The organism is Arthrobacter sp. Y3223065 (assembly GCF_059090885.1).
The window spans coordinates 716,186-734,324 of sequence record NZ_JBNHGC010000001.1 but is presented as its reverse complement, the minus strand read 5'-3'; the positions used below and the strand labels follow the sequence as shown (position 1 = coordinate 734,324).

The 18,139-nt window shown below is 67.3% G+C and carries 15 protein-coding genes; 8 read left to right on the top strand and 7 right to left on the bottom strand.

Going from position 1 to position 18,139, the window contains the following annotated elements:
- The first annotated feature begins 16 nt into the window (after nucleotides 1-16).
- Entirely contained in the window at nucleotides 17-1,537 is a 1,521-nt protein-coding gene (locus AC5RUK_RS03330; protein WP_494151368.1) for an amidase, read from the top strand.
- Nucleotides 1,538-1,593: 56 nt separating this feature from the next.
- On the opposite strand, the gene AC5RUK_RS03325 is transcribed toward AC5RUK_RS03330, so the two are convergent.
- From AC5RUK_RS03325 to AC5RUK_RS03315, 3 genes are all read right to left on the bottom strand, one after another.
- A complete protein-coding gene (locus tag AC5RUK_RS03325; protein ID WP_494151533.1) occupies nucleotides 1,594-1,869 on the bottom strand; it encodes a response regulator transcription factor in 276 nt (91 codons plus the stop codon).
- 482 nt (nucleotides 1,870-2,351) lie between these two features.
- Entirely contained in the window at nucleotides 2,352-3,374 is a 1,023-nt protein-coding gene (locus tag AC5RUK_RS03320) for a DUF808 domain-containing protein (RefSeq protein ID WP_494151367.1), read from the bottom strand.
- Between the two features lie 210 nt (nucleotides 3,375-3,584).
- The gene (locus tag AC5RUK_RS03315) at nucleotides 3,585-3,770 is read right to left on the bottom strand and encodes a hypothetical protein (protein WP_494151366.1); all 186 of its coding nucleotides are present in this window, start codon (nucleotides 3,768-3,770) and stop codon (nucleotides 3,585-3,587) included.
- A gap of 349 nt (nucleotides 3,771-4,119) precedes the next feature.
- Here AC5RUK_RS03315 and AC5RUK_RS03310 point away from each other — a divergent pair, with 349 nt between their 5' ends.
- The 7 genes from AC5RUK_RS03310 to mnhG are packed head-to-tail and all read left to right on the top strand — an operon-like array spanning nucleotide 4,120 to nucleotide 10,103.
- Nucleotides 4,120-4,458 carry a trehalase-like domain-containing protein gene (locus AC5RUK_RS03310; protein ID WP_494108991.1) on the top strand — a complete coding sequence of 113 codons (339 nt, stop codon included), beginning with the start codon at nucleotides 4,120-4,122 and terminating at the stop codon, nucleotides 4,456-4,458.
- A 39-nt stretch (nucleotides 4,459-4,497) separates the two neighbouring features.
- Complete coding sequence (gene mbhE / locus AC5RUK_RS03305; RefSeq protein ID WP_494151365.1) at nucleotides 4,498-7,218, top strand: hydrogen gas-evolving membrane-bound hydrogenase subunit E; 2,721 nt, start codon at nucleotides 4,498-4,500, stop codon at nucleotides 7,216-7,218.
- Nucleotides 7,215-7,649 (top strand): sodium:proton antiporter, encoded by a 435-nt coding sequence (locus AC5RUK_RS03300; RefSeq protein WP_494151364.1) that lies wholly within the window; start codon nucleotides 7,215-7,217, stop codon nucleotides 7,647-7,649. Before mbhE ends, AC5RUK_RS03300 begins: the two co-directional genes overlap by 4 nt.
- The gene (locus AC5RUK_RS03295; RefSeq protein WP_494151363.1) at nucleotides 7,646-9,103 is read left to right on the top strand and encodes a monovalent cation/H+ antiporter subunit D family protein; all 1,458 of its coding nucleotides are present in this window, start codon (nucleotides 7,646-7,648) and stop codon (nucleotides 9,101-9,103) included. Before AC5RUK_RS03300 ends, AC5RUK_RS03295 begins: the two co-directional genes overlap by 4 nt.
- Nucleotides 9,100-9,453 carry a Na+/H+ antiporter subunit E gene (locus tag AC5RUK_RS03290; protein ID WP_494151362.1) on the top strand — a complete coding sequence of 118 codons (354 nt, stop codon included), beginning with the start codon at nucleotides 9,100-9,102 and terminating at the stop codon, nucleotides 9,451-9,453. The genes AC5RUK_RS03295 and AC5RUK_RS03290 overlap by 4 nt, the downstream gene beginning before the upstream one ends.
- A 9-nt stretch (nucleotides 9,454-9,462) precedes the next feature.
- Nucleotides 9,463-9,723 carry an MrpF/PhaF family protein gene (locus AC5RUK_RS03285; RefSeq protein ID WP_494151361.1) on the top strand — a complete coding sequence of 87 codons (261 nt, stop codon included), beginning with the start codon at nucleotides 9,463-9,465 and terminating at the stop codon, nucleotides 9,721-9,723.
- Nucleotides 9,720-10,103 carry a monovalent cation/H(+) antiporter subunit G gene (mnhG, locus tag AC5RUK_RS03280; protein ID WP_494151360.1) on the top strand — a complete coding sequence of 128 codons (384 nt, stop codon included), beginning with the start codon at nucleotides 9,720-9,722 and terminating at the stop codon, nucleotides 10,101-10,103. The genes AC5RUK_RS03285 and mnhG overlap by 4 nt, the downstream gene beginning before the upstream one ends.
- A gap of 82 nt (nucleotides 10,104-10,185) precedes the next feature.
- On the opposite strand, the gene AC5RUK_RS03275 is transcribed toward mnhG, so the two are convergent.
- The 4 genes from AC5RUK_RS03275 to AC5RUK_RS03260 form a co-directional block, all read right to left on the bottom strand.
- Nucleotides 10,186-13,512, bottom strand: a complete 3,327-nt coding sequence (locus AC5RUK_RS03275; RefSeq protein WP_494151359.1) for an ATP-binding protein — start codon at nucleotides 13,510-13,512, stop codon at nucleotides 10,186-10,188.
- 1 nt (nucleotide 13,513) lies between these two features.
- Nucleotides 13,514-14,314: a DUF4194 domain-containing protein gene (locus tag AC5RUK_RS03270; protein ID WP_494151358.1), complete on the bottom strand. Its 801-nt coding sequence runs from the start codon at nucleotides 14,312-14,314 to the stop codon at nucleotides 13,514-13,516.
- Nucleotides 14,311-15,774: a DUF3375 domain-containing protein gene (locus tag AC5RUK_RS03265; RefSeq protein ID WP_494151357.1), complete on the bottom strand. Its 1,464-nt coding sequence runs from the start codon at nucleotides 15,772-15,774 to the stop codon at nucleotides 14,311-14,313. The genes AC5RUK_RS03270 and AC5RUK_RS03265 overlap by 4 nt, the downstream gene beginning before the upstream one ends.
- A gap of 238 nt (nucleotides 15,775-16,012) precedes the next feature.
- On the bottom strand, nucleotides 16,013-18,124 hold the full coding sequence (locus AC5RUK_RS03260; protein ID WP_493987242.1) for an acyl-CoA dehydrogenase family protein: 2,112 nt from the start codon (nucleotides 18,122-18,124) through the stop codon (nucleotides 16,013-16,015).
- Nucleotides 18,125-18,139: the final 15 nt, after the last annotated feature.

Below are 18,139 nucleotides of genomic sequence, written 5' to 3'. Positions count from 1 at the left end.
TTGGAATGGAGGCGCAATGATGAAGACATCGGCAACCGGATACCTGGTATCGCCGCCTGCGGTGGCGGAGTCCGGGCCGCACGCGGCCGAGGTGTCTGCACCGCTGACCGAGCAGGCGCAGGCTATTCGGGATGGCGAGCTGAGTAGCCGTGAACTTACTCAGATGTATCTGGAGCGTATTGAGGCGCTCGACACGCCTGAGAGACTTAACGCCTTCTTGCTCACCAGGGGGGATGAGGTACTGGCTGAGGCCGCCCGGATGGACGACCTGCAGGCCGCCGGCGAGATCCTTGGTCCGCTGCACGGTATTCCGCTTGGCATCAAGGACGCGCTGTTCACCGCCGGCACACGCACCACTGGCGGCACTGCCGCACTTAAGGATTTTGTCCCATCCGAGGATGCGACCGCGGTGCGGCTTCTCAAGAACGCCGGCGCGTTGGTATTGGGCAAAACCAACCTCCACGAGTGCGGCTTCGGCATAACGAGCAACAACCCCCACTTTGGCCCGGTGCGTAACCCCTACGACCCGCTGCGGATCCCCGGAGGCTCCAGTGGCGGTTCTGGTGCCGCGGTAGCCGCGCGGTTGTGTTCGGCGGCCATCGGCACGGACACCGGCGGATCGGTCCGAATCCCTGCTGCACTGTGCGGTGTGGTCGGCCTCAAGCCGACTCTGGGCCGTGCGAGCCGCGGACGGATGCTGGGTCTGTCCTGGAGCTACGACGTCCTCGGGCCGATAACCCGCACCGTAGCGGACGCTGCAGCACTTCTGCGAGTAATCACCTCCGGCCCGGATCCGCTTGACCCATCTGCGACTGACGACCCCTCGGGCGCGCGGCTGCCGGAAACCATCGCCGAAGTCGGTGCGAGCTTGAAGGGCGTGAGGATCGGAATACCAGACGGTTATTTCGCCGCGGACAATACTCCGGACGTGGACCGGGTGCTGGCTGAGAATTACCAGCGGCTTGAGAGAGCCGGTGCAATCCTCGTTCCGGTGACGATCAAGAACGTGGAGCAGGCAAGCCATACAGGATTCCTGACGGTTATCCCTGAGGACGTTGTGCTCACCGAAGAAGCACTCCGGGAGGCCGGCGTCGAGGGCGGGATCGCCGCCAATCTGCAAAGCTTCGGCGCAGACGTGCGCGCCGCACTCGGCAGCCAGGTTGGGCCGGAGGCGACGCCCGTTCCCGCGTTCACCTACGCCGAGGCGATGTCCCGCACAGTACCCGCCATCCGACGCGGCTTCACCGAGGCTCTTTCCGGTATTGATGTACTCCTCACGGCCACGACGTCAGCAACCGCGGTTCCCATCGCCGAGGACGTCGAGATGCAGCACAACGGCCGCGGCGTGGACACGTTTGAAACGTTCATAAGGTACACGTTCTGTGTCTCGGTCGCAGGGCTCCCGGCAATCTCGGTCCCGGCGGGCATCGGCGATAACGGCCTTCCCGTAGGGCTGCAGTTCGTCGGCGCACCGTGGAGCGAAGCGCGGCTCGTTGAGATCGCATTGGCCTACGAACGTCTCGCCGCCACCGCTTGACCGTGTCTGGGGTGCGGGACTGACTTCTCTGGGAGCTACCCAGATAGAGCCTCTCTTTAGCAGAGCGGTCGCAGTCCGTCTGACTCCGTCCGGGCCGCGCAGGCCGCGCGGCCCGGACAGCCGAGTTGGCTCAAGATGTGCTCCACATGTGCCGTGACCGTTCGAACACTGAGCACGAGACGTGCAGCTATCTCTCCATTGGTCAATCCGTCCGCGATCAGTGCGAGTACCTGGAGTTCACGTCGAGTCAGACCTGCCGGTGGCGCACTAGGCTTCGCCACCACGACCACTACATCAGTAGGGGATTGGGAGATGTCGTCGCTGCGGGTCATAACAACCCGCCACCAGCCTGCCTCAAGCCAAAGGTAACCGGAGCGGGCCACCGCGTCAGTATGCAGCATGGTTACCGCACTCTGGATGAGATCCGGCACTTCTTCACCTAGGCGGGCGGCGCCGGCATCAAATGGCCGGGCATGCCCGTCAGCAGTGACTACCGCAGCGCGTGTAGCCGGCTCGTAATTAGCACGTAGCAGGCGCATCCGACCCCGGTCATCGACGATCCCCGCGAGCAGCGGGGCCAGAAGATTCACCCATGACCAGCGGCGGGACATCGCTGCCCAGGCAGAAGAACTCAGATCGAAGTCATCCAATGGGTACGGAACTGGTCACGTGTAATCCGCTTACGGTCGAGCGTCTAAGTTGCTGAATGCAGAAGCGGTCCCACTCCTCAAGAGTGGGACCGCTTCAGGAAGAGCTGCTGCGCGGGGCCAAGGCCGGGATTCGGTGGGGAAGTCCTCTACCCGGCGCGCAGAGACTAAGAGGTGGGATCGGCGTCGCGTCCCGGCGGCCGATGGCCGGCGATGGCGGCGCGGACGTCGCCCTCTTCGTGCCCGCCCTTCTTCTTGCCGAATGGCAGCACTTTTAGCAGCGGGTGCAGGATAGCCATGACCACGAGGCCCCAGGCGAGTCCGAGGACGGCCGAGCACAGGGTGTTCACGAGCCATGCCAGGAAGCCGCCGACCACCGGAATCCCAACGAAAGGGGCCTCGAGGACGTGGACCAGGTCATAGGGAGCATGCCAGCCGAGGTCGTATGCCCCCTGGAGCATGATGTGGCCACCGACCCAGAGCATGGCGACCGTCCCGACGAGGGTGATCGCGGCCAGCACGGCGGGCATGCCCTTGACGAGCAGCGCGCCAAAGCGCTGCGAGCCCGCGGAGTCCTTGGTGGTCAGGTGCAGGCCGATGTCGTCCATTTTGACGATGAGCCCGACGGCGCCGTACACGAGCACCGTGATCGCGATCGCCACGACGACCAGGATGAGCGCCCGGACCCACAGGGACTCGTCGGCCACCTCGTTCATCGAGATCACCATGATCTCGCAGGACAGGATGAAGTCGGTGGTGATGGCGCCCTTGGTGACCTTGGCCTCAGCCTCCGGCCCTCGTTCGACCGCCGGTGCCTTGTCGGCCGCGTGGTGGCCGCGGAGCTTGTGCCAGACCTTCTCGGCACCCTCGTAGCAGAGGTACGTGCCGCCCAGCATGAGGATGAACGGGATCACGCCCGGGATGAAGGCGCTGATGAGCAGCAGCGCCGGCAGGATGATCAACAGCTTGTTCCGGAGCGAGCCCCAGAAGATCCGCTTGATCATCGGCAGTTCGCGGGACGGGTCCGCCCCGGATACGTACTGCGGGGTGACGGCGGCGTCGTCGATCACGACGCCGGCGGCCTTGGCGCCTGCCTTGGCGGCCCCGGCTGCGACGTCGTCCACCGAGGCGGCCGCAATCCGGGCCAGGGCTGCGACGTCGTCCAGCAGGGCGACGAGACCGCCGCTCACAGGTCGCCCCCGCACGGCTCGACGGCGGACTGCTGGGCGTAGAGCCCACGGTTGCGGTACGTGATCGGCATGCTCAAAAGTATACGGCCGCGCGCCGCCCGTCGATCGGGAATTTACCGGGGCTGCATCAGCGGCCTAGAGCATCTCGTGGACAAAGGGGGACCCGCTGTGCGTCGGGCGACCGTTGTCTGATGGACGGTCCGCCAGCAGTTAAGCGCCGCCTAATTGCGGCAGGACGGTTTCACCGAACGCGTCGATGAAGGCTTGCTGTTCTTGTCCGACGTGGTGGAGGTAGATGCTGTCGAAACCCAACTGGACGTATTCCTGCAGTCGCTGGGCGTGCCAGTCCAGGTCGGCGGAGACATTGGCGGCTTCGGCAACCTCCTTGTCGCCCACCCCTCCCGAATAGCGTGGTTCGTAGTCCTGCGGCGAGGGAAGTTAGGCGATCGTGACGGGGTCGAAGACGTTGGTGGCCCACTGCTCGCGGGCGATCGCGCGGGTTTGCCGGTCGGTGGGCGCCCAGTTCAGCCCCGTCGTATTCCCCGGCTGATCCCCTGGATAAGTTTTCTTCCGGCGTCCGGCCATCTCCCAGCGCGGCTGCCGTCTTTGTGTTGGGGATGTGCGTTTCAGTATCCTTGAGACTTCGGACTGTTCAGCGGGAAGGCTCGGCTCTCTCACAGCAGCAAGGCGCCGCTTCCGCTTCCGGTTGGACGCTCGTGTTCGACTACTGGAGGTGCAAACTTCTATGCGCTTTCCCGCCCGAAGCCCTGACGGTTACCTGCCAATCGAAGACTACGGGTTGATCGGATACGGACGTAGCGCCGCCCTGGTAGGCAGGGACGGACCCATCGACTGGCTATGCCTGCCGCGCTTCGATACCGCGGCGGTGTTCTCTGCGCTGTTGTACTCCGAAAGGGGCGACCGATCGCTCGGCTTGCTGTCCGAGCAGATTAATCCGTCCATCGGGGCCTTCCTGGGTAATTTCCCGCAGGCGTTCAGCCACATCGGCGTCCTCTCCAGCGGCATCGGCTTGTCCCGCCGCATGTCGGCGCAAACACGCCGTGGGCTGCTGCATCGGGAGTGAGCCCATGACCCCGAACGCACCGCGGGAAACGAGCCGCTCATGATCCTGCCCCTGGTCCTGCTGGTCGGGCTGACGGCGGTGGCCCCGCTGCTGGGACGGTATGCGGGCCGTAGCGCCGGGTATCCGATCGCGGCGGGGTTCTTGTTGTCCGGCGGACTCGTTGCGGCCCAGGCCCCGCGAATCGTGGGCGGTGAGTCGCTCACCGCGAGCTGGGAGTGGCTCCCGTCCCTGGGGGTGAACTTCGCGCTGCGCCTGGACGGCCTGGGATTGTTGTTCGCGCTGTTGGTGCTGGGGGTAGGGGCCTTGGTGATGGCCTACAGCGCCCGCTATCTTGAGCCCGATGCCCCGGCGGCGCGGCTTTACACGCTGCTCAGCGGCTTCGCTACCGCGATGCTTGGCCTGGTCATGGCCGCCGACGTGCTGACCTTGTTCGTGTGCTGGGAGTTGACGACGATCTGCTCCTTCTTCCTCATCGGCGGGTCCGGCACCACCGGGGCAAAACCCGCGATGCGCGCGCTGCTGGTTACCGGCGGGGGAGGCCTGGCGTTGTTTGCTGCCCTGGCCTTCCTGACCGTCGGCGCCGGCACGACAGACCTGTTCACAGTACTGGCCGAACCATCGCTGTTGCACGACTCGGGGTTCAGCGTAGTCGTGGAGGTGTTGGTCATCCTGGCGGCCTTCACGAAATCCGCCCAATTGCCGTTCCACTTTTGGCTGCCCGGCGCAATGGTCGCCCTCACTCCGGTGAGCGCCTACCTGCACGCGGCGACCATGGTCAAGGCCGGGATCTATCTGTTGCTGCGGTTCTCCCCCCTCTATGGTGACCAGCCTGTGTGGACGTATGTATTGCTCACCGTCGGGCTGGCCACCGCGGTGCTCGGCGCGCTGCTGGCGTTGCGCCAACACGACCTCAAGGCACTCCTGGCCTACTCCACCATGAGCCAGTTGGGCCTGCTCGTCGCCGCCACCGGGGTAGGCACACCGGCTGCGCTGGGCGCCGTGGCGACCCACACTTTCGCCCACGCACTGTTCAAAGCGACCCTGTTCATGCTGGTGGGCGTCATCGACCGCCAAGCCGGCAGCCGCGACATCCGCGAGCTATCCGGGTTGCGCCATGCGATGCCGGTGACTGCCACGCTGACTGCCATCGCGGCGCTGTCGATGGCGGGTGTTCCTCCCCTTCTCGGGTTCGTGAGCAAGGAGACCCTTTTCGAGGCCTTCCTGGCTGCACCGGGACGTACGGGAGGGCCGTCATGGGTGGGGCTTGTCGCCGCCATGATCGCCTTGCTGGCTGCAGCCCTTACTTTCGCCTACGCGGCCCGCATCGTCGCCGGCGCCTTCTTCGGACCCTTGCAGCAAGTGAGGCTCCATGAGCCTTCCAAAGCCTTCCTGGCCCCCATAGTCGTGCCGGCTGTAGCCTCGGTGGTCCTGGGGCTGGGGGCGAGCACGCTCACACCGTTGGCCGACCGCATCACCACGGACGTGGCACCGGGCGGGCAGGATTCGACGTACTACATCGAGCTCTGGCACGGACTGACCCCGGCGCTAGGTCTGTCCGCGGCGACCCTCGCTCTCGGCACATTTCTTTATCTTGCCCGCGACCGGGTGGAGCGCCGCCTGCAACGGTGGCACATCCGTGTCACGGGGTCGGACATGTTCGATGCCGTCTATGCGGGTACCCTGCGGGCAGGCGCCGCAGTTGGCCGCCCTGCGCAGAGCAAGTCCATCGCGGCGCAGCTGACACCCGTCCTGGTCGGCATGCTGATCCTGGCCGGCGCCGGGGTCCTCGCCGGCCCGAAACTCCCGCCACCGTTGGCCACCACCCGTGCGGAGGATTGGTTCTTGGTAGCCCTTCTGGCACCCACGGCATTGGCTCTGGTGATGGTCCGTTCCCGGTTCGCGGCCGTGTCCCTGCTGGGTTTGGTGGGCTTCCTTGTGTCCGTTTGGTTCCTGTTGGCCGGCGCCCCCGACTTGGTATTGACCACGCTGGTGGTGGAAATCCTGACAGTAATGGTCGCCGTGCTGGTGTTGCGGCGACTGCCGGCTGATTTCGCCCGGACCGGCCGGGTGCGACTGATCGGTGCGGCCGCGTTAGCCGCCGGGGCGGGACTGGCTGCCGCCGGTGCCACCTACGCGCTGACCGGGCGCCGTGAACTCTCCACGGCCGGCCGTTATCTGCTGACCGAGGCGGAGGAGCAGACGGGGGGAACGAACGTGGTCAACTCGATTCTGGTGGACTTCCGCGGCCTCGACACCCTCGGCGAGATCACGGTGCTGGCAGCAGCAGCAGTTGGGGTAGGTGTCCTGCTCAAGCCGGCCCCAAGGGCGGCCCTCGAGCGGGCGACGGAACCGCCGCTGGTGCTGCGGCAAGCGCAGCGCCTGCTCGCACCGGTGATCTTGGTCGTGGCCGTGTACCTGCTGCTGCGCGGCCACTACGAGCCCGGTGGGGGGTTCGTCGCCGCCTTGGTCGCCGGCGTCGCCGTCGCCTTGCACTACTTGGCCTACGGTCCGCGCGGCATGGATAGGTTGAGCCGGGCCGTGCCGTGGTTGCTCGGCGGCGGGATCGGATTGGCGGTGCTTGTGGGCATCGGCGGCCTCGTGCTGGGCGACTCCTTCCTCACCGGCGGTGAGCTGGAGGTGCCGGTGCCCGTCCTGGGGGTGGTCAAGCTGACCGCAGCCCTGGTCTTCGACCTCGGCGTGTTCGCGGTCGTTTTGGCGCTTATTGTCCGTGCCGTGGACCGTTTGGGGGCACCGACATGAGCGCCGCTGTTGTGGTCGGGTTGTTGGTCTTCGCCGGCGTCTTCCTGGCGCTGCAGCGGGAACTCGTCCGGGCCGTTTTCGGTTTCATACTCCTCGGACATGCGGCCAACGTGATCCTGCTCTCCGCGGGTGGGCTTCACCTGCGTGAGTTGCCCTTGGTGGGTGGGGGCGTTCCAAGCGAGAGCGCGGATCCCTTGCCGCAGGCTTTTGCGTTAACGGCGATCGTCATTACCTTCGGTATCACCGTCTACCTGCTGGTGCTGGCTTTGCGCACTCATGAGCGCGGTGACCGGAACAAGGCTGATCCCCCTCTGCCTTCCGAAGACCGCGCAGGGGAGGCAGAGTCGTCCCGGGATCCAGCTGCCGGCACACCCAACCCGGGGCGGACGAATCTCCCCGGTCAGCGTGGACCTGGGCAGGAGGCGCAGTGACCTCTTGGTTGGCCCTGCCGGTTGCCGCGCCGATGCTCGCGGCTGCAGTTCTGCTCCTGGTCCGGGCGCGGTGGGTGCATCGAGCGATCGGCTTCGCCGTAACAACAGGGGTGCTCGTCCTCAGCGGCGCGGTGGTGGCTGCTACCCGCGACGGCGTCCTTGTCGAGCAGGTGGCGGGCTGGCCGGCAGGAATCGCGATTCCGCTGGTCGCCGACACCTTCTCCGCGCTCCTGCTGGCGGTCTCCGCAGTGCTCGTGCTGGCCTGCACAGCCTTCGCCGCGGCAACCAGAGCCGACGAACAAAGGCATTTCTGGCCGCTCGTGCTGTTGCTGAGCGCCGGGGTTTACGGGGCCTATCTGACCGGAGACCTCTTCAACCTGTTCGTTTGCATAGAGATCATGCTCCTGCCCTCCTACGTCCTGCTCACCCTGCAAGGCAGGCAGGAACAGCTCGCCGCTGCCCGCATCTATGTGCCCGTCAACCTGCTCGCTTCCACACTGTTGATCACCGGGGTCGCCCTCGTCTATGGGACGGGCGGTACGGTGAACCTCGGGGAGTTGAGCGGGCAGGCGTTGACTTCGCCACCGGTCGCCGTCGCGGCGGGGGTGGTGCTGCTGGCCTTGGCCGTGAAGTCGGCGGTGGTGCCTGTGCACGGATGGTTGCCCCGTTCCTATCCCCACGCCCAGCCGGCGGTGCTGGCCCTGTTCAGCGGCCTGTTGACCAAGGTCGGGCTGTACGCGGCGTGGCGGGTCTACGCCGTGGTCTTCGACGGCGATCCCGCTTATCAATGGCTCATCGTTGCAGTGGCCATCATCACCATGATCGTCGGCGTTCTCGGTGCCGTGGGACAGCAGAACATGCGCGAAATTTTGAGCTTCCACATGGTGAGCCAGATCGGCTACCTTGTGCTGGGTATCGCCCTTTTCACGCCGATCGGTCTGACTGCTGCGGTATTTTATCTCGTGCAATACGTCCTCGTGAAGGCTGCACTGCTGCTGGTTGCGGGGGCCGTGGTCCACGGCTACGGCACCGACCGCCTCGACCGGCTTGGCGGGCTGGCAGGCCGGGAACCACTGCTGGCGGCGGCCTTCGTCGGCGCCGGGCTGTCCTTGGCCGGGCTTCCGCCGTTCTCCGGGTTCGTGGCGAAGTTCGCCCTCGTGGTGGCAGCTGTCACCGAAGGCCAGTACCTGGGCGCCGCCGTTGCCGTAGCAGTCAGCTTGTTGACCTTGACCTCCATGGTCAAAATCTGGCTTGGTGCCTTCTGGGGGAATGCGTCCCGGCTCGTGCTCGACGGGCCCCGGCTCAGTTTCGGCGTCGTCGCGCCGGCGCTGCTGCTCACCGCGGTCTCCTTGCTCCTCGGAGTGGGCGGGCAGGTCCTGTTGTGGGTGGCTGAGCAAGCGGCAGCCGATCTGCTGGATGCGGACGGCTACGCACAGGCGGTGAAAAACGCTTGAAACGACTCCTGCGCCTGCCCGACCGCATCTGGCGGTTGCTGAGATTCATCGCCTGGTACTTCGGTCAGCTCGTGCTGGCCAACCTCTCGGTCGCACGACACGTGCTAAGCCCCCGTTACCAAGCAGTGCCGGGGATCACGCGCGTGCCGGTGCGTTCTACCCGGGAAAGTCACCTGGCGCTGCTCACCGGACTCGTGTCGCTGACTCCCGGTACCTTGGTACTGGAGGTAGGCGGCACTCCTGCCGTCATGTTCGTGCACGGCCTGCATGCCCCGGATTCCGGGACGCTCCGTCGACAGATGCAGGAGCTGGAGGAACGTATGCTGGCTGTCCTGGATGTTGCGACCTGAGGGGGCATCATGCTCGTTGTTGTCGACGTTGGATTCCTCGTGTTGGGCTTATCATTCCTTGCCACTGTCTGGCGAATGGCGGCCGGACCGACAAATGCCGACCGCGCCGTCGCCGCCGACCTGGCCTTCTTCGTGCTCGTCGCGGTGCTGGCACTGGCAGCCCTCCAGTTCGATCAACCAGTGTTTTTTGACCTGGTACTCGTGGCCACGCTTGTCGGATTCGTGGCCAGTCTGGCCCTCGCCCGGCTCATAGATCGGCAGACGCCGTGAGCACCGCCGCGGACGTAGCGGTCGTTGTTCTGCTCACGGTCGGCTTGATCCTCATAGGACTCGCGGGGGTTGGCTTGCTGCGCCTGCCCGATGCCTACGCCCGGATCAATGCCGCCGGAAAAGCCGGTGGCCTGGGCGTCGTTTGCATCGTGGCAGGCAGCGCCCTCGCCGTCGCGGAGATCGACGCCATCACCAAGGCGATCGTGGCGATCCTCCTGCAGCTCATCACCGTCCCCATCGGCACGTTCGCCATCGCGCGGGCCGCCTACCACGCCAAGACGCCCCTGGACCCAAGTACGGCCTATGACGAACTTGCCCAACAACGGGCGGGAACCGAAGAATATCCGGGCGAGACCGGTCGAACCTCCAGCAGGGACTGAGGAGGCGCTTTGGCCAGCGCCGTCGAAGGCCTTCCGCGGCGTGAACGCAGGTGGCCCGGACGGGGCTGGCGGGCACGACCGATCAGCGCAGCACGATGTCCACCGGCCGCGCCAGCGAGCGGCCGCGTTCCAGGACGCCCGACCGGTTGGCGGATTCATCTCGCAGGATTTCGGTGACCGAACCGAGGAAGCGGGCCAGATCCACCTTGTCTTCCGGGGCGGCCAGCAGCAACTGGAAACCGAATTCGTGCAGCGCGTTGATGCTCGCCTCGGCGAACGCCAGCGATGATTTTACGAAGGCCTCGTCCATCATCACCGTGCCGAAGGTGCTGAAGCCCTGCCCGGCGATGCCCAACTGGTAGGCCAGTGCCGACGCCATGATGAACGCGGTGAAGCGCTGGCCCTCGCCGCCGGACATCAGGCTGGCCTGCAGGTTGGCGTAGGCGCGGCCGTCCGCCAGGAGATTGGTGCAGGTGATGTCCACGTGCGACCGCACGTCCAGGACCTCGGCGCGCCAGCGGCGCTCGTCCTCCGAGGCCAGCTTCTCCACGATCCGCTCCAGGGCAAGGTAGCGGGCGTCCATGTCCTCGGCGGTCTGGCGCCTGCCCATGACCGGCAGCGCGTTCTTCAGGTCAGTGCGGAACTTGTGCGAAGCGTCCGGCACTGCGTTGGCGATTTCAATCTGCAGGTGGCTGTCCGCGTGGTAATTCACCCGCCGCAGGATTTGGTTCAGCGGCTGCAGCCGGGAGGCGATGCTGCGGCGTTCTTCGTCCAGCAACTGGAGCAGGTCGCTGAACCGTTCGTAGGTGCGGTTGTTGAAGTACTCGCGGAACTCCGCCTCCCGCTGCGGCAGGCCTTCGCCCACAATGTCGTGGTAGCGGGCCTCGAAGTCGGCGGCGGCCTCCAGGGACGTGCCGTGGTCGGAGCCCCACTGCCTGCCGTAGGACTCGAAGATCTTTACCAGCTGGTTGCCGGCCTCCAGTTGGGTCCGCTCCAGCACGCCGCGGGAGGTCAGGAGTGTGCGCTCCACCCGGGTGCAGACGTCCCCCAGGAAGGCCAGGTCGGTGATCTCCCCGTACGGGGCAAAGAGGGCGTCCAGCTCGGCGGCCAGTTCGTCCGTCAGCTGTCCGGCGGTTCCGCCGGTGGCGGCCAGGGCGTCGCGGCGCCCGCGCGCGGCATCCAGCTCCGCGGACAGCCGGGCGGCGTCGCCCTTGAGCACACCGATCTTCTCCGTGGCGGCGGTGAGGTCCAGTTCGGCCGTCTCCAGTTCGAACCGCAACTGCTCCAGGTCCGCGTTGGCGTCCCGGGCGTGCTCCAGGCGTTCCGCTGCCGCGGCCACGGCGGCGGCGTGTGCTTCGGCGGAAACCTCCTCCCAGTCGCGGGTCTCGGCCGCCACGGACTTGGCTGCGGCCAGCCTGCGGCCCAGATCCTGCTGCTCGCGGGCCCGTTCGGCGGATTCGGCATCCGCCGTGCCGTACGTCTCGCGCAGTTCCAACAACCGGGCGGCGAGGGCGGCGATCTTGTCCTGGTTGTCGAAGCCGAGCAGATAATCGGACGCCCCGGTGTGCCGGTCGTCCTTTTCCGTGGTGCTGCTGCTGCGCTTTACCGCGCCGCCCAAGGTGACGCCGCGGGCGACGTGTGCCAGCTGGTCCGGGTCGTCGACGCAGACGTAGTCGTAGTGCGCCGTGATCTTGCGCCGGACCCAGTGCCCCATGGCGGTGTCCTTGGTGACCAGCTTGGTGACCAGGTCGTCGTCGCCGGCTTCGGCCTTTCCGTCCAGCGGGGCGCTGACGTCAATGATCCGCAGGAAGCCACGGATATTGTGCTCGTTCAGGTAGCGGGTGACCGCTGTCATCCGGTCGCCCGGAACCAGCATCGCCGAGGCCAGCGACCGCAGCGCGCGTTCGGCGGCCGGACGCCAGCGGGCCTCGGCGGCGACCATGTCGATCAGCTCGCCGGCAAACGGAAGTTCCTCTTCCGCGATGCCCGTGGCGGCACAGATGTGCCGGCGGCGCTCCAAACTGTCGGGACGGATGTTGCTGGTGCGGCGGCGGAAGGACTCGATCTCTTCCTCCAGCGCACGGATCCCGCCCTTGAGGGTCCAGGCCTCGCCCTGGGCGTCGTTGCTGCGTTCGCGGGCCGACTCGGCTTCCTTGACCAGATCCCTGGCCAGCACGGCGGCACGGCTGCGCGCGGCAGCGAGCCCGGCGGGACTGAAATCGGCCTCAATCCCTGCGGCCGCCATCTCGCCCCGGACGGCATCTTCGACGGACTGGCGGGCCCGCAGCTCGGCCTTGGCCGCGGCAAGCTCCCGTTCCAAGGTCGCGACGGCGGAGCCTCCTTCGCTGCCGTACCGCGCCCGCAATGCCGCCGCCTTCTCCCTGAGGCCGTCCCGTGCTGCTTCAGCCGCTGCCAGCGCAGCCGCCGCTGCCGTTGCTTCCGCTTCCAGCCGGTCGATCTGCCGGCCGTGGCAGTCCAGCGCCAGGCGGCGCCGGTAGAGCGGCAGGGCCTGGTCCGCCAACACGCGGTTGTGCTCCAGTTCGGACTGCGTCTGCTGCAGCTCCTGATGCAGCTGTGGGACGGGGGCCAACAGGTCCCGCTGCTGCCGCGCGCGCTCCAGTTGCCGCCTGATGCTGCTGAGGTGGCTGAAGTCTTCCACGGCCTCCTCGGCGGCGGCCAGCGTCCGCGGCGTGTCCAGCACGTGGTTGCGGAAGAAGTCGTTCACGGTGCCGCCCAGGCCCCTGCCCGTCTGCAGCGTCCGTAGCAGGCCGAAAGCCTTGTCCTGGTCGATGCCCAGCGCTTGCCGGAAACGCTCCGCGAACGCCTTGTGCGAATCGAAGACCTGGCTGCCCGGCAGCAGCGCCTCCAGCGACGTCTTGCTGAACCGGCCGAGCATGCCGGCCTCCAGCGCGGGAATGTCCAGCGCCTTGTTGTGCAGCGCGTAGAAGCGGCCCACGTTGTGTTCGGTGCCGTTGGCCGGCAGGTCCAGGAGCACGGACAGGCTGGTGGTCTGGCCCAGGGCGTTGTCGAAGGTCAGGCAGACCGCCGACCAGGTGGCACCGGGACGCTGGTAGAACGTGGCGGTCCGTGAGCCGTCGCCGTCCGCCGGCGTGGCGCCCAGCCGCCCGCGCATGTAGCTGAACGCGGTCCGCCGTTCCTCGGCGGCGCTGCCGGCGCTGGTCTGGGCCGCCTCGTTCATCTTTGGCCGGGCGTCCAGCACCTGGAGCATGCCGTCGAAGATGGTCGACTTGCCCACGCCGGAGCCTCCGGTCAGCAACGTTCCGGCACGGTCCACGCGGATGGTGTGCGCTCCGTCGAAGGTACCCCAGTTGACCAGCTGCACGCGGCTGAGGCGGTGCTGGCCGGGATTCAGCAGCCCGTCCATGGGAAGGATCGTTTCGATGCTCATGTCAGGCCTCCTCGCCGTCGAAAGCCGACTGGTCCGTCTCCGGTGCCTCGCCCGCCTGCGGGAGCGTGCCGGCCAGCGAACCGATCACCGCCGGTATGTCGCCGATGTTCTCGAAGGGCAAGGCCAGCGGCAGCGCCGGGGAAATGACCCACACGTCGGGAAGTTCGGTGGCTTCCAGCAGCCGGCGCTCGTTGGACAGCTTGCGGATGGAGGCGTCGGCCAGATCCTCCACGTGCTTGGCGTCGCGCTGTTCCGGGTCCACGTAGTCCTGCAGTACGTCGATCACGTCGGCCCGGCTGATCAGCGGCTCCGTCCCGGTGCCGGCATGCCGGTCCTGGATGAGCCGCATGCGCAGCAGCAGCAGGGTCTCTTCGCGCGTCATTTCCCGCTGCCGCTGCAGGGCGTTGGTGTGGGGCTCGGCCATGGGGACCGGCCGCAGCATGGCGACCTTGCGGTCTTCGTCGATGACCAGTTGCAGGAACAACTCGCTGAGCCGGGAGGCGAGGACACGGCGGTGTTCCACCACGGTGTCGTAGACGCGGTCGGTGGAGCCGCCGTGCAGGTAGGGGCCGCGCAGCAGCCGGATCAGGGCCTGGCGCAGTTTCAGGGGCAGCTTGCCGGTATCGCCGTCGAAGAGTTCCGGCCCGTCCACGATCTCGTCGCGGGCGGGCTCCTCCCAAGCCTCGTCGGGATCCGATTCTTCCAGCGGGCCGTGTTCTTCTTCCGGCGCAGCCGCCTCGTCCGGCCCTGCGGGCGATGCGAGGAAAACCTCGGCCACCTCGTCCTCGGTCAACTCGTTCATGAATCTGCAGCTTTCGTGAAGGTAACGGCAGGCAGCACTGCTGTGCGTTCGCTGCCGTCGATTTGGATCAGGGTGACGCTCTCGGTCGCGTCCGGATCGAGCACGCCGCCGGAATTCAAGGCCCGGTGCAGCAGCCAGCGCAGGCTGTTCAGGTGCCGGTGTTCCGGTTCAAGCTGGTCATAGACCGCCGACAACGGCGCCGGCCCGCGGGACTCGACGGCGGTGCGCACCGCACGGGAGAGCACCGCGGCGTCTGCTTGCGGTGTGCGGGCCACGTGGCGGATGTCCGCCTCGGTGAACTCCGGCGGTGGCGGCAACTTGGCCGGCGCCTGGTGATCCTGCGGATCGTAGAGCCGGATCATGCTCACCGATTCAAAGCCGGAGCCGTAGAGCTGGGGCGCCGGTACCACCGCCCGCCGGCCAGGCAGGCCGTGCCGGGACTTGAAGATGGCTGCCTCGGCCGCCCGGATCGCTTGGCGCAGCTGGACCGATTCGCGGTAGTCGTCCGACTGCACGAAGGTGTGCATGCTCTCCGAGAGCCGCCCGTAGATGCGGTGGATCTCGGCCGATTGGGCCCGCAGCTGGGGCATGAGCTGCTGCAGGGCCTTCCGGTCCTCCGGCTCCAGGCCGTCGGCGAAGTCCCGCTCGAGCACGTCGGCGATGGCCTGCCGGAAGCGCTGCTGCTGGTCTTCGTCGTTCAGGAACGCCGTGAAGCTCTCGTACGTCCGGCCTTCGCTGGTGCCGCGCAGCCGCTTGTCCGCGTCGAGCAGCTCGCCCATGGTGATGCCTTTGGTGGCATTCGACTCGACGATTTCGGCGCGCAGCGTGTGCAGCATGCGCTCCAACCCGTCGCGCATCCGCTTGAAGTCCGCCGGCAACCCGGCCGCCAACGCCAGGATGTCGCGTGCGGCCTCCGCGGCCGCGGCCTCGGGCAACGACGCCGGCGCGTCGCCGGCTTCCAGCGCTCGGATCTTTTCCTGCCGTTCGGCGATTTCGGCCCGCAGCACACCGATGCGCGCCTCGTGATCCGGATCGGTCTCATGGGCCAGGGCCTCGACCCGGGTGAGCAGTGTGGCTAGGCGGGAGCTGTTCAGGGAGGAGGAAGCCCCGGTCAGGCCGTCCAGGTACTCCAGGAACCGCACCGTTGCTTCGGTGGGCTCGTAGACGAACCGGCCGCCCTCGCGCAGGCGGGACAGGAACCTGCGGGCCACCCAGTCGTCGGCGTACTGGCGGGCGGACCAGTCCTCGCGCAGCGGTGCTCCGGCGCGCCGCAGCTCGGCCAGGAACGAGTCGGTGTTCCGATGGAACTCCTCCAGCGGCAGCTGCGGCCGGGAGCGGGTGAAAGCGGTCCGGAACAGCGCCGGCACCCAGGGGCTGGCGGCGGCGAGCTTGAGGCCCGGCGTCGCGGACAGAGCCTGCAGCTCTTGCCAGCGGGCAAGGGCATTCTGGGTGAAGGACATGCTTTGCTTTCCGCCCGCGGAAGGGAAGAGCGGGCCCAGAAAATCTTAGCCGCTCCCGCTCCGCTGCCGCGGCGGTGCCCGCCACGGGTGCGCCGTGTCGCCCGGGCTTCACCCGCTGACGACGGCGGTGTGCCCGCCACGGGTGCGCCGCCTCGCCCGGGCTTCACCCGCTGACGACGGCGGCCCCCGCCGTGGCGATCCGGATCGACACCCCCGGCTGGGCCCCGCCGTCGTGCTCCTAGCTGTTTGCCGGCAGCTTCCGGCGGTTCCGGGCGAGCTTTTCGGCGGCTTTCCGGCGGGCGACGAGCACCTTCTCGTCCACCGGGGCATCGCCGCTGGCCCGCCGCGACCGGGCATAGGCCATGGCTTCGGCCTGGCGTTCCTGCTCGGCGCCGGTGGCAATCTTCGCGCGCAGATGCTCGGGCCCATAGCCGAAGGCGTCCACCAGGTCGCGGGCGTGCGGGCGCAACCGGGATAGCAGGCGGTTGATGTACCCGCCGAGGATGCGGGCGCGCTGGGTGGAAAGCCGGCCGTACGTGAGATACCAGCCCAGGTTCTTCTCCACCAGCGACAGGCCGAACAAGTCCCGCAGCCAGGTCAGCACCTGGCGGGTACCGTCGTCGTCGATCTGCGCGAGTGCGGCAGTGAAGGCTTCCCACTGCAGCAGTTCCGCATGTGCGCGGGCGGCCTCGATCAGCTCATGCTGGTGTTCGTTGAACAGCGCCGCGGCCTCCGCCTGCGGCAGCCTGGTGGCGTTGCGGAGCGCGCCGCCGATGCCGGCCACCATGGTGGAAACCCGGTCGGTGAGCAGTTGTCGCTGTGACTCCGGATCCTTGAGGTAGTTGGCGCTCTTGCGCTCCGAACCGGTGTCCGCGAAGGTCTGGGCCACCTGGCGCAGGCCGGTGCGGTGGAAGGTGGCGTCGGCCGCCTGATGGGCAACCCACCGGGCCATCACGCCGAAGTCTGCGTGGCGGAATTCCCTGGCGTAATCCGCCAGCAGTCGCTTGGCAACCAGCTGCAGCAGCACCGTGTTGTCGCCTTCGAAGGTCGCGTAGATGTCCAGGTCGGCGCGCAGTGCCGCGAAGCGGTTTTCGGCCAGGAAACCCGCCCCGCCGGTGGCCTCGCGGCACTCCTGCAGCGTGTCCAGCGCGTGCCAGGTGCTGAGCGACTTCAGGGCGGCAGCCAGGGTTTCCAGATCCTGCCGGTCCTCGTCGGTGTCGTGGGCGCCGGAGAAGACGTCGTCGAACTTCTCCAGCAGTTGTTCGTGCGCGAAGGACGCCGCGTAGGTGGTGGCCAGCCGGGGCAACAGGCGCCGTTGATGACGCTGGTAGTCCAGCAGTACCTCTTCGGCGGTGTCGGAAGACGCGTTGAACTGCCGGCGTTCGGTGCCATAGCGCACGGCGATGGCCAGGGCTACCTTGCTGGCGGCCACGGCGGCGCCGTCCAGCGAAACGCGGCCCTGCACCAGGGTGCCGAGCATGGTGAAGAAGCGGCGGCCCGGGCTGGCGATGGGGGAGGAGTAGGTGCCGTCCTCGGCCACGTCGCCATACCTGTTCAGCAGGTTGGTGCGCGGGACGCGGACGTGGTCGAAGTGCAGCCGGCCGTTGTCGATGCCGTTGAGGCCGCCCTTGTAGCCGTCGTCCTCGCCGCCGATGCCGGGCAGGAAGTCATGTTGTTCGTCCCGGATGGGCACATAGAACGCGTGGACGCCGTGGTCGACGCCCTGGGTGATGAGGTGGGCGAACACCACGGCGGCGAGGCCGTCGTTGGCGGCGTTCCCCAGGTAGTCCTTCCACGCGGCCCGGAAAGGCGTGTGGATGACGAATTCCTCCGTGCCCGGATCGTAGGTGGCGGTGGTGGCGATGCTGGCCACGTCGGATCCGTGGCCGGTCTCGGTCATGGCGAAGGCGCCGGGAGTCTTCAGGCTCATGATGTCCGGCAGCCACCGGTCATGGTGTTCCCGAGTGCCCAGGTGCAGCACCGCCGCGCCGAACAGGCCCCATTGCACACCGGCCTTGATCTGCAGCGAGGGGTCGGCGGTGACGAGTTCCTCGAAACCGGCCACATTGCCGCCGTGATTGTCTTCGCCGCCGAGCCGTGCGGGGAAGGCCCGGTGCACGGCGCCGGTGTCCACGAGGTACTTCAGCTGTCCGGAGACCCGCTGCCGGTGCTCCTCCATCGTCAGGCCGTCGATGCGGTGGAGTTCCGGGCGGCCGGCCAGGTCACGTGCCGCCTGGCGGATGTCGGCCCAGCGGCCCAGCAAGAGCCGGCCGAGTTCGGCCACATCAACGGCGGCTCCGTTGTCTTCAACCGGTTCCGGGGTTTCCAGGGCTGGCGGCGTATACGTCATCGGATGTTCCTTCGG